This is a genomic window from Victivallis sp., assembly GCF_048170485.1.
Classification (GTDB): domain Bacteria; phylum Verrucomicrobiota; class Lentisphaeria; order Victivallales; family Victivallaceae; genus Victivallis.
In genome coordinates, this window is record NZ_DBEXAY010000161.1 from 1 (window position 1) to 11274 (window position 11274).

At 62.2% G+C, this 11274-nt stretch carries 6 protein-coding genes; 1 reads left to right on the forward strand and 5 read right to left on the reverse strand.

Features of this window, described 5'->3' with window-relative positions; all coding sequences use genetic code 11:
* Window positions 1–177: 177 nt before the first annotated feature.
* The 4 genes from ACMLHG_RS08275 to ACMLHG_RS08290 all read right to left on the reverse strand — a co-directional run bounded on the left by ACMLHG_RS08275 (window position 178) and on the right by ACMLHG_RS08290 (window position 9357).
* On the reverse strand, window positions 178–3030 hold the full coding sequence (locus ACMLHG_RS08275; RefSeq protein ID WP_417170201.1) for a tetratricopeptide repeat protein: 2853 nt from the start codon (window positions 3028–3030) through the stop codon (window positions 178–180).
* A complete protein-coding gene (hflX, locus tag ACMLHG_RS08280; RefSeq protein ID WP_417170202.1) occupies window positions 3027–4319 on the reverse strand; it encodes a GTPase HflX in 1293 nt (430 codons plus the stop codon). The genes ACMLHG_RS08275 and hflX overlap by 4 nt, the downstream gene beginning before the upstream one ends.
* A gap of 140 nt (window positions 4320–4459) precedes the next feature.
* Entirely contained in the window at window positions 4460–5203 is a 744-nt protein-coding gene (locus ACMLHG_RS08285) for a prepilin-type N-terminal cleavage/methylation domain-containing protein (RefSeq protein ID WP_417170203.1), read from the reverse strand.
* Between the two features lie 20 nt (window positions 5204–5223).
* Window positions 5224–9357, reverse strand: a complete 4134-nt coding sequence (locus tag ACMLHG_RS08290) for a glycoside hydrolase family 2 protein (RefSeq protein ID WP_417170204.1) — start codon at window positions 9355–9357, stop codon at window positions 5224–5226.
* Window positions 9358–9519: 162 nt separating this feature from the next.
* Here ACMLHG_RS08290 and ACMLHG_RS08295 point away from each other — a divergent pair, with 162 nt between their 5' ends.
* Complete coding sequence (locus ACMLHG_RS08295) at window positions 9520–10449, forward strand: helix-turn-helix domain-containing protein (protein ID WP_417170205.1); 930 nt, start codon at window positions 9520–9522, stop codon at window positions 10447–10449.
* A 41-nt stretch (window positions 10450–10490) separates the two neighbouring features.
* On the opposite strand, the gene ACMLHG_RS08300 is transcribed toward ACMLHG_RS08295, so the two are convergent.
* On the reverse strand, window positions 10491–11274 hold a 784-nt coding region (locus ACMLHG_RS08300; protein WP_417170206.1), incomplete at its 5' end, for a LysR family transcriptional regulator.

An 11274-nucleotide genomic window follows, 5' to 3' on the forward strand; every position in this document is an offset into this window, starting at 1 on the left:
GGCCTGAATCACGATGAAAATCCAGGAATGTCCTCCGAGCAGATTGGTGGAAACGAGCGGTCTGGGGCGCTTCAGCATTTCAACTCCTCCTTGCGGTTGATCCCTTAGGTGTATGGAATATACACCGTTTTCGGCGGCAGTTCAAGCGCAGTTCTGCCGAACACCTCGTTCTCCGGTTCAGCGGAGACGTCGGAGCGCCGCCGCCGCTTTCCCTGCGTTGACCGAACTTTTCGCCTCCTGGCCGGCGAGCAGGGCGTCGAGTTCTTCGCGGAATTTCACCGTCTCATCCCGGTAGGAGAGCGGCTTGTTCTGATTGCTCTTGAAAAGTTCTGCGGCCGCTTTCTCCGCCGCCGGGAAGTCGCCGGTGCGGAAACGGGCCATCGCCGCGATCAGCTTTCCTTCGGCGGAATCCGGATGCATCGCCAGCGTCTCCAGCGCGGCCGGATACTGTTTGAGCATGTACTGCGCAAAAGCCAGAGCGGCGGAATAGCGGCGGGAGTCCGGCTCCTTGCCCAGGAGGTCGCGGTAGTACCAGGCGGCGCTGGTCCAGTCGCCGCTCTTTTCGGCTTCCCGGGCGGCGCTGAGCATGAACTCCGCGACGGCGCGCCGTTCGTCGAGCAGTTTCCCCAGGCGCGGTTCGAGTTCCGGATCGGGGGCGGCGCCGAGGTCGCGCGCGGTCTGATAACTGCGGGTGGCGTCCGCTTCGCGTGCCGGAGTGACGGCGAGGAAGAGACGGGCGAGCTCCAGCTGAGGCGCGGGGGCGCGCGGAGCAGCTTCCGCCGCTTCGCGGAGACGGGTTTCGGCGGCTTTCCACTCCTTTTTCCCGGCGAGCGCCCGTCCGGCCGCGAGGAGCAGCCGGGCGGAGCGGGGAGTGCGTTTCAGCAGGGGTTCCAGCTCGGTCAGGGCGCTGTCGTATTGCCGGAGGCCGAGCATCGCCTCCACGGCGTCGGCGGCGAGTTCCGGATCATCCGGCCTCGCTTTGCGGGCGGCGGCGATCAGCGGCAGGGCGCGTTCAAACTCTTCGCGCCGGAGCAGCAGTCGGCCCAGCCGTTCGGCGGCTTCCGGATTGCCGGGAGCCAGCTCCAGTGCGGTCCGGTAGTTCCAGATGGCGAGTTCGACGCTCTCTTCGGCCTCCGCCTTCTTCCCGGCGGCGATCAGTTCCTCGGGGGTGCCGACGCCGGCCGGTTTCACGGAGGTGCCGGACTCTGCCGGCGCGGCGGCGACGGTCGGCCGGGCGGCGAGTTCCGCCCGCAGTTTCTTTACCGTTTCGGTGAGGCGCAGATTCTCCTTCTGCCGGGCGCCGAGCTGTTCGCGGGCCTTGACGGCGAGTGCCAGTTCCTTTTGCGTCTCCGCCAGCTGCGTTTTCAGCTTTGCCGTCTCCGCGGCGTTTTTCCGGGCCGCTTCGCTCTCTTTGCGCAGCGCTTCGAAGTTGGTGCGCAAGGTCTGGAGCTCCTGCGCAGCTCCGGAGGCGGCGGCGAGTTCCTTGCGAAGCCGCGCTTCGGCCTCGACGGAACTTTTGAGCTGCTGTTCCAGACCGACGGTGGAGGCGCGGCTCTGTTTCAGATCGGCTTTGGCGGAATTGAGCTCCTTCTGCATCGTCTCGACGGAGGTTGTCAGCTCTTTGACCTGGCGGGCGGCGGTGTTGTAACGGCTCTCCATGGCGGCGAGATTGTCGGCGAGTTTCTTGCGGGCGCCGTCGGCGGCGGCGAGGGCGCGGAAATCCTCGCTGTTGCGGGTTTCCAGCCGTTTCTCCAGTTTTGCGCACCGTTCCGACCAGTTCTGCAGGTCGCTCTCGAGGCGGCGGCTCCGTTCGCGGAGATTTTTCAGTTCCACCGAAGAGAGCTCCGCCGCGGAACGTTCCTGTTCCGCTTCCTTGCGGAGCCGGACGCATTCGGTCTCCAGCCGGGCGCGGAGCGCTTCGAGCCGGGTGGCGGTCTCCTGAGTCCGGACCAGTTCCAGCTGAAGTTCCCGCTGACGGTTTTGAAGTTGGACGTTCTGATCCTGCCCGGCGGCGGCATTTTTCTCCATCTCCGCCAGCGTCTTGCGCAGTTTCCGGCTCTCTTCGAGCAGCTGGGCGTTCAGCGTGACCGAATCGCCGCCGCTCTTGAGCGCTTCGCGCAGCTGGCCGCGCAGCTGGGCGAGTTCCTGCGTGCGGGCGTCGTCGCGCTCCGTCGCCTCCTTGAGTTTCTTTTCCGCCTGGTCAAGCCGGAACTGCAGGGCGCTGCGCTGAGAGACCGCCTCTTCCTGAAAACGGCGCAGTTCCGCAAGTTCGCGTTCGAGCCGGGTGGCCTCGGCCTCCTTCTGGCGGGCGGCGGCTTCGGCGATGCCACGGGCGTTGAAGAGCTCCGCCGCGTCGCGATCCAATTTCTGAATCCGCGCTTCAGCGACCTGAAGACGTTTGGCGGCGACTTCGGAGTTGAGCTTCTCCTCGAGAAGCTGTTTGCGGAGCTCTTCGATCCGGCCGTCCGGTTCGAGCGCCTGCTGTTCCAGAGTATGGTAGCGTTTCTCCAGAAGCGCGTATTTTTCCTGCTGGATGCGCTGGTCGCGGAGAAGGTTGGCGATTTCCGCCGCGGCGGTCTTGCCCTGTTCGACCTGGCGGCGCAGCTCCTCCAGTTCGGTCATCGCTTCAAAGAGCTTCTGCTTGTACCCGGCGGCCTGCTGGCGGATGCTCTGGAGTTCGACGAAATCCGCACCGGCAATCGCGGAGGATTCCCGGGGTGCAGGGGGGGCGGCTGGACGGCTGCCGACCAGTTTTTTCAGCGCGTTCAGCTCCCGGTCGCAGTCGTTGATCCGGCCCTGAATGATGCTCTGGTTCCAGTCCGGCCGCGCCTTCTGCACGTTGACGTAGTGGCGGCGGGCGGCGTTGAACTGCTCGACCGCGCCGACGTAGTCCCCCTTGTCGCGAAGTTGAATTCCTTTCTCGAAGGTGGTGTAGCCGAGCCGCCAGGCATCCCACGGCGAGAATTCCGCGGCGGCCAGCGGCGCGAACGCCGGCAGAACGAAAAGAACGAGGAGTACGAGATATCTCATGCGTTGACAAACTCCAGAAATTTATGGCGGAACCGCGGGGCGATGGTGAACACCAGTTCGAGTTCGCCGCGGTCGTTGTAGTGTTCTTCATAGATCCGCCCGGACGCGTGGGCGAGGGCGGCGAGGTCGTGCCGTTGAGGCGGCAGCGTGACCCGCAGCAGCTGATGGTGTTCCGACGCGAGCGAGGTGAGCCGCTCCCGGAGCAGGTCGAGCCCTTCGCCGGTCGCGGTCGAGAGATAGAGCGCGTCGGGGAAGAGCCCGCGCAACCGGGCGAAGAGCACCGGATCGGCGTTGCGGTCGACGAGGTCGATCTTGTTGAAAACGACCTGAATGTTCTTCTCTTCTGCGCCCAGCTCCTTGAGCACGGTAAGCGTGGTCTCCCACTCCGAATCGATCTGCGGACTGGAGATGTCGAGCACCAGCAGCAGGAAATCGGCGAGCACCGCCTCTTCGAGGGTGGATTTGAACGCCTCGACCAGCGAATGCGGCAGTTTGCGGACGAATCCGACCGTGTCGGTGAGCAGAAGTTCCAGATTGTTGTCGAGCACGATTCGCCGGGTGGTGGGGTCGAGGGTGGCGAAAAGCTGGTCCTTCACCAGAACATCGGCTCCGGAGAGGGCGCGCAGCAACGAGGATTTCCCGACATTGGTGTACCCGACGATCGCCCCGTGGGGAACGGCGTTGCGTTCGCGCGCCTTGCGCTGGGTGGTGCGCTGTTTGCGGACCACCTCCAGCTCTTCGCGGAGCTGCTGAATGCGCCGCCGGAGCAGACGGCGGTCGGTTTCGATCTGCGCCTCGCCTTCGCCGCGGGTGGTGGCGCCGCCGCCGTGCTGGCGGGAGAGGTGGGTCCAGGCCCGGGTGAGGCGGGGCAGGGAGTACTGGGCGCGGGCGAGCGACACCTGCAGAACCGCTTCGCGGGTATGGGCGCGTTCGGCGAAGATGTCGAGGATCACCTCTTCGCGGTCGATGACACAGCATCGGGCGAGCCGCTCCCAGTTGCGTTGCTGGGAGGGCGAGAGGGGGGTGTCGAAAATGAGGCAGTCGGCCTCGCACTCCTGCGCGAGCTGGGCGATCTCCTGCGCCTTGCCGGAGCCGACGTAGTACTGCGGCATCACCTGGTGGAGGCTGACGACGACCGGCTCCAGGGGGACGATGTCCAGATTGCGGACGAGATCGGCGAGCTCATCGAGGCATTCGGAAATCTCGGCCTCGGTCTGGCCGGGTTCCCGGATGCCGACGAGCAGCGCTCTCTCCACCTTTTTTCTGGAGTCTTCGGCAAGATCGATCATGTCTGGAATCTGTTTCTTCGAATTGGTTCAATATGATTCCATACACAATACACCCGCTTTCGCAGAATTCCAAAAAAGAAGCGGCGTTTTTCAAGCAAAAAAATGAATTTTCACCCTGTTTTCCGGAATCGCCGGAGAGGTCACTTCTGGAGGCGTCGGTAGAAGCCGTACCAGAGATTCTTGTCTTCGAACTGGGAGGAGCGCAGCGTCAGGACATGCCCGTCGAGGAAAACGATATTGGCCCGGTCGTTGCCTCCGTGCCGGTACGCCGGCTGATTGGCATTGGCCCCGCCGTTGGGAACTTCGCCGTAGAGAACATAGCAGCTGTTGGTCCACCGTTCGTATTTCACGGCCCAGTCGATTGCATCCACGAAGGCCATGCGGCGGGAGGGCGAGTAGACGCGGGGAAGTTTGTAGGCATGGATCTGGTCGCCGTCGGTGCCGCTGGTATGCCAGGCGGTATTGTAGAACTCCTCCGCCGTTACGCCGTAGGTCTGCATGAGGCTGGGGGCTCCGGTGACGTCAGGATTTTCCCGCGCATACGTGGCATCCGGACAGATCATGCTGGCGGGAAGTCCATGGTGCGCCTGTTCCGTCGCCGCATTGGCCGGCTTTCTGCTGTCACCCAGAAAGCGATGAAAATCGAGATTGCTGAACCAGTGCTGCCGGCTGCTGTCGGCTGCTCGCATCCCGGGAACCCAGAACTCGTCAAAGGTGTTGGCGTAGAGGGCGCCCGCGGTTCCGAATTGTTTGAGAATGTTGGAACACTGAATTTTCTTTGCAACGACCCGCGCCTGATTGAGCGCCGGAAGCAGCATGGCCGCCAGGATGGCGATGATGGCGATTGTAACGAGCAATTCAATCAGAGTAAAGCATTTTCTCATGGTGTTGGTTCCTCCTCTGGTTAGGGGTTCTGTTCCAGACAAATATCGGTGATTTCAAATTCAGCGGCACGGCGCGGGAAGCCGTATTCCCGGTCCTTGCCGTTGTAGAAGAGCAGTTCGGGACGCAGCTGTGTCGAGTCGAAGCCGGCGCCGGTCAGCCGGAAATCCTTTGCAATGTCAAGACGGATTCTGACCCATCCCGCCTCTTTGGGAGGAAGGTGGATTGTGGCGCTCCGGGACGATTTCCAGTTCTTCTCCGGAAGCACGACGTCGATCTGACCTCCGGTGCTGCTTTTGACCAGAAAACTGAGGGTATGGAACGGTGCATGTTTCAGCTGAGCCTGTTCGAAATGGAGAATGGCATAGGGAACATGATTGCCGGAGTTGGCGGGGAAATGAATCCGAGCCACTTCCCGGACATCGGCCGGATTCGGCAACGGGAGCTGTTTCACCGTCGCCTTGGGGCCGTTCGGTTCGGCTCCCGCACTCCAGCTGGTGCCTCTGCTCTTTCCGGAAAAGAGAGGAATCCGCCGACTGCGGGCCGGTTCTGCGGTGACGGCCGCCAGGATCGGAATCGGACCGTTCCCGCCGGGAACGCAGAGAAAATCGAACGAATCGATCGCAACCTCCGGCCGGGGATTGTTCCAGCGGAAGACGAAAAATCCAACCCGGCCACCGACCTTGTTGACTGTGGTGAAGGCCGGCAGAGCCTCCTGGAGCGCCTCCGGTTTCCACCAGTCATCGACGTTGATTCCGGCCAGAATCGGGCAGTCGACCGTCTTGCCGTCGCTGTAGTGAAAGCGGTAACTGCCGCACTCCATCGGGAAGGGCACCCAGGCCGCGGTGTGGAGAAAGTAGAGAGTGGAAACCTTGTCTTTTACCGGAATTCCCCGGATCGCCTCCGGCAGAGCCCGGCGTTCCCGACCACGAAGCATCAGGCAGCTGCGGCCGCCGTTCTGCGCCGGATCGATGATTGCAAAGGGAATTCCCGCCGCCGTCTGCCGTCCGGTCGGAATCATGCGGAAATCATTCTCGCCCTGATCGGTCCAGCCGCCTTTGCCGTCCTCAGCCTTTTCATCGGAGAAGCCGCGGTTGGCGAAGGGGGCGAGAGAAAGAAATTTCGGATTCTTCGGCGCGGAATAGGCGGTGCGCAGAAAGAATGGGCGTTCGAGGTTTCTGGCCGCATAAAGTTTTTCCGCCGCGGCGTGGTAGCGCAACAGATTGCCGAGAAGGCGCGCGGCAGCTCCATTCTGTTTCCAGATCGGAAGGGCGCGGAAGGTCGATATGAGAACACGCCCCGCTCCGTCTTTTGCTTCTGCCGCCGCGGCGCCGAGCGCGTGATCGTAGGTGGCGGCTCCTCTGGCTGCGAGCGCGGTGGTGTTCAACGGGGAGAGCACGTTGATCGCCACGCTGCCCTCCGGATTTTCCGCCCAGATGTCGAGATCGTCAACCTGGAGACCGGAGAAGAGCGGATGAGCCGGAATGATCGCTTCAATCAGGGGGTTGGGCGCCTCGATGACCTTGAATTCCGGATATCCGGGCAGTTCGGAGTCGCCCGGTTCGAGAATCAGCAGAAATCCTCCCTTCTTCACCCACTGCCGCATCGCGGTGATGAGCCGGGAATCGTGCGTCGGAGCCGGCGGGAGAATTGCCCGCTGGTACTGAGTTAGCTCCTCCGTGCGTTCCAGCTTGTCAAACGGAATTTTCAGCTGTTTGAGCAGGGATTCCAGTTCCGGGTTGGAGGCGAGCAGTGCGACCGTCCGCGGATTCTTCGCCGGGCGGAGCGCCTCCGCCGTCGGTTGAAGGGTGACCTCATAGCCATTGCGGCCGATCTCCCGTTCTCCGTCGAACAGGGTCAGGCGTATTTCTGCCGCACCGCTGTTCAGCCCGGCCGGCAGCTCGATGACGACGGGGACCTTGGTGGAGCTTCGTTGCGCGAGAGGGGGGAATTTCACTTCGGCGAGCTGCTGGATTCCGCCCGCGGCGGACAACGCAATCCGGAGCCGGGGCGCCTTCAGCCTGGGACCGTTCTGGTTGAGCAGAAATGCTTCCAGTTCATAACGCCCGGGTACCGTGAGCTGACGGGGCATGAGACGCTCCTGACCGGGATAGCGGAGACCGGGGTAGATCGGCTGATTCCAGAGGGTGGCGTTCTCCATGTTGTGAATGGCGAACCACGGCGCGAAGCCGGCAATCCGGGTGTCGCGCCGGATCAGTTCGGCGAGCCGGATTCCCAGGCGATTTTGCAGATAGCGGGGGCCGCGGCCGGGATCGGTTGCCGCGGCGACGCCGATCACGCCGGAGTAGCCGGCGGCGCCGGGATTCCCCCAGGTGTAGGTGCGCTGGATCCGGTCGAGGTAGCGATCGATGTCGCCGAGCCGGAACGAGGGATCCGGCTGCATGCCCCAGCCGCCGCCGATACATTCGGAGATGATGTACGGCTTGTTCAGTCGGCCATCCTTGCCGAAGACCTGAACTGCGCGGTTGTAGTGGTGATCAAACGCGCTGTTCCAGCGGGTCCATGCCCCGTTGATTCCCGTGTAGAGATGCAGATCGACCACGTCGGTGTCGATGTTGGTTGCCCCGTAGAGATCGATGTCCCCGTTGCCGGCAAAGGCGCAGATCGGCCGTTTCTGGAGATCGATTCTGCGGGTGAGCCTGCTCTGCTTGGCCAGCTGGCGCGCGATTGCCGGGTCGCGGCGATGAGAGACTTCGTTGCCGAGGCTCCACATGACCACCGAGGGGTGATTGTAATCGGCGAGCAGAAAGCGCTCCAGTTCCGGCAGATTGTTCGCTTCGAACTTCTTCTCATCCATGCCGGTGATGAAGCAGCAGCTCCATTCGTCGTAGATCATCATGCCGAGTTCGTCCGCGAGGTCGAGCACCTCCTGGCGCACCGGCATATGAGCGGTCCGCAGCATGTTGTACCCTTTGCGGAGGTACCCTTCGATCACGGTTCGGGGAGAGATCGCATTGCCGTCCGGCGTGTTGTACCCGCCGAAGCGAACGGAATGGAGGCTTTCGAAATAGAGGTAGACCGGTTCGCCGTTGAGGGAGAATCCGGTGCCGTCGACCTTGAATTCCCGGAACCCGAACCGCGCCGTTTCCGCGCTGAGCACCTTGTCGCCGGTCCGGAAGTGGAGGGTTGCATAGTAGAGATGAGGCGCGGCCGGACTCCACAGTTTCGGCGCGGGGAAGGAGAGGCGAAGCGTCCCCCGGTTGACGCCGGGACGGAGCGTGACGGCCGGGAACTCCCGACCGGCGCATTCGGCAAAGGCGCGTGCATTGTTCACCGTGACGCCGGGGGTGACGACGACGGGCTCCTTCCCGGTATGCACCACCGTGTAATCAACCCGCAGATTTCCGGTTGCATCCGGCGTGAGCAGCAGGCGGTCGATTCGAGGTGCCGGTTTTGCCACGATGCGGACCGGCAGCCAGATCCCTCCCTTGAAGCAGGAGGGATCCCACATCGCCCCGTAGGTGCGGGTGAATTTCCCATCCGGCGGACGGAAATCGGAGAGCACGCGCAGTGCGACAAGATTCCTGCCCGGCTTCACCAGATCGGTCACATCGAACCGGGAAGGAACGAAATCGCCCTGATGGTGTCCGGCATGAGCGCCGTTGACGTAGATTTCCGCCTCGTAGCCGATCCCGTCAAACTGCAGTTCGAGACGCCCGGCGGGCAGCGGAGAGGGGAGGGTGAAGGTGTGACGATAGCAGCCTTTGAAATAGGAGTTGATGGTCTTTTTCGCATCGGCGCCTCCGGCGCTGACCGGATCGACGGCTTCGCCGGTTTTCAACACTTTGCTGTAGGAGTATTTCGGAACCATGTACCAGTTGAGCGGAACCGGGATCTCCTCCCACGTCTTGTCATCGAACTCCGGACGGACAAAGGCGAGTTCTCCGGCCGATGGCGCTGGGAACGGCGTGACCGAAGAACTCAGGCCGGAGAACTTCCAGCGGCCGTTCAGAGAGAGGCTCCAACGCATATCCGCAGGCCGGAATTTCCCGGCCGGAGTCTGAATTCGAATTTCTTCTCGCGGTTTCAGCGGCGGCATGGCGGGGAGTGCCCGGTCCGCCGGCTTCCATTCTACCGCCAACATTGTCACCGGGAGCAGTATTCCCAGCGCTGCGTGGTACAAACTTTTTTTCATTGCTGTAACAGGTTCCTTTCCATACCGTCGGTAAATTGCTGGTATTTTATGTTTCTCTGAACATATTATACTCGATGATTTTGAAAAAAGATTTGACAAATGCGACAAAAAGTGGTATTTTTACGACAATTTGAAAAATGATTTTTATGTGGAATCCGGGCAATGAGCATTGTGCGTGACAATCATACGGCGATACTCACGATACCGCGGAGCAGTGTGTTTCGCGATATCGTGCACGGGCTCCGCGTGGTGGCCAAGCGCTATTTCCTGAACATCGATGGGGTTCACGGGCATGATTTTTTTGAGCTGGTGCTGGTTCGCTCCGGAGGCGGAGTGCATGTGACGGAACGGGGGGAGACACAGCTGGAACGCGGCGATGTCTATCTGATTCGTCCCGGTGCTCTGCACTGCTACCGGGATCTGCAGGACCTGGAGATTGTCAATGTGCTCTATCTGCCGGAACGGCTGGATCTGCCGCTGGGCGAGTTGCGGACGCTGGCGGGATACATTGCCTTTTTTGAGGCGTCTCCGACGCTGGCCGACTCGCTGCTGCTGACCGCGGTGAAGCTTGGGGAGACGGAGATGCGTGAAGCGGAGCGGATTCTCGCAAGAGTGCTCGCCGAACAGGAGGCGGCGCGTCCCGGCTGTGCATTCGGCATGATGGCCGGATTTATGCAGCTCATCCTGTTGATTTCGCGGGCGGCGACGCGAAACTGCAGCGAGACGACGGCCGCATTGGGGGAGATCGGCCGGCTGCTGACCTATCTGGAGCGGCATTGCACCGATGCTCTGCAGATCTCTGATCTCGCATGCGGAAGCGGAATCTCCGTGCGGACATTGGAGCGACTTTTCCGACAGGTGACCGGCCGTTCCCCCGGCGACTATCTGGCGGAGCTGCGGCTGAACCGGGGGGCGAAGCTGCTGCTCGAGTCGGCATTGCCGGTGGCACAGGTTGCCCGGCTGGCCGGATATGGCGACGGCGGATACTTTTCCCGGCTCTTCCGAAAGAAATTCGGGTGCCCGCCCCGGGAGTACCGCCGGCGGAAACGACCCTCCCTGCAAGCGTGCAACGTCGCCGGAGACGGTACGTAACAGCCCGCATCCTCCGCGGAAATCCCGGATGGTCGAATCGGTCAGGTTTCCGCCGGACCGGCGGCGAGGTGCCGCCGGAGCCGGTCGAGAAAGAGTTCGGCGGCCCGGGAGAAGAGCTGATGCTTTTTCCAGACAATATTGACCCCGGATTCCACCTTCGGCGCCAGCGGGCGGAAGCAGAGTTTGCTGTGTCCGGTTACGTCGACCAGTTTATCCAGCGTGATCGCATATCCAACCCCCTCTTCCACCAGAAGCGCGGCGTTGTAGATCAAGTTGTAGGTGGCGGTTACGTTCAGTTGCCCGTGATTCTCGCCGAACCATTCGGCATAGGCGTTCTCCTGGGAGATCCGCCGCATGACCTGCCGCGAACAGATCAGCGGCACGCCGTTCAGGTCTTCGCGCGTGATAGCGCTTCTTTTGGCCAGCGGGCTGTCTTTGCGCATGATGACCCCCCAGACATCCCGCTCCGGCAGTTCGAGCGAATGGTACCGGGCGATGTCCACCGGCTGGATCAGCAGCCCGAAATCCAGCAGACCCTTGTCGAGCCGCTCGGTCACATCCTCGGCGTTGCCGCTGTAGAGGTGGAAGCGCAGTTGCGGATACTCCTGCTGCAACTCCCGGATGAGCCGGGCGATCTGCCGCATCGCTTCGGTTTCGCCGCCGCCGATGTGAACCTCTCCGGCGACGGTTTCGCCGAGCGAACCGAACTCCGTCTCCGTCTTGCGGACCATGTCGAGAATCTCTTCGGCCCGTTTGCGCAGAAGCATTCCCTCCGGCGTCAGCGTTACCGAGTGGCTCCCGCGCACGAAGAGTTTCTGCCCCAGC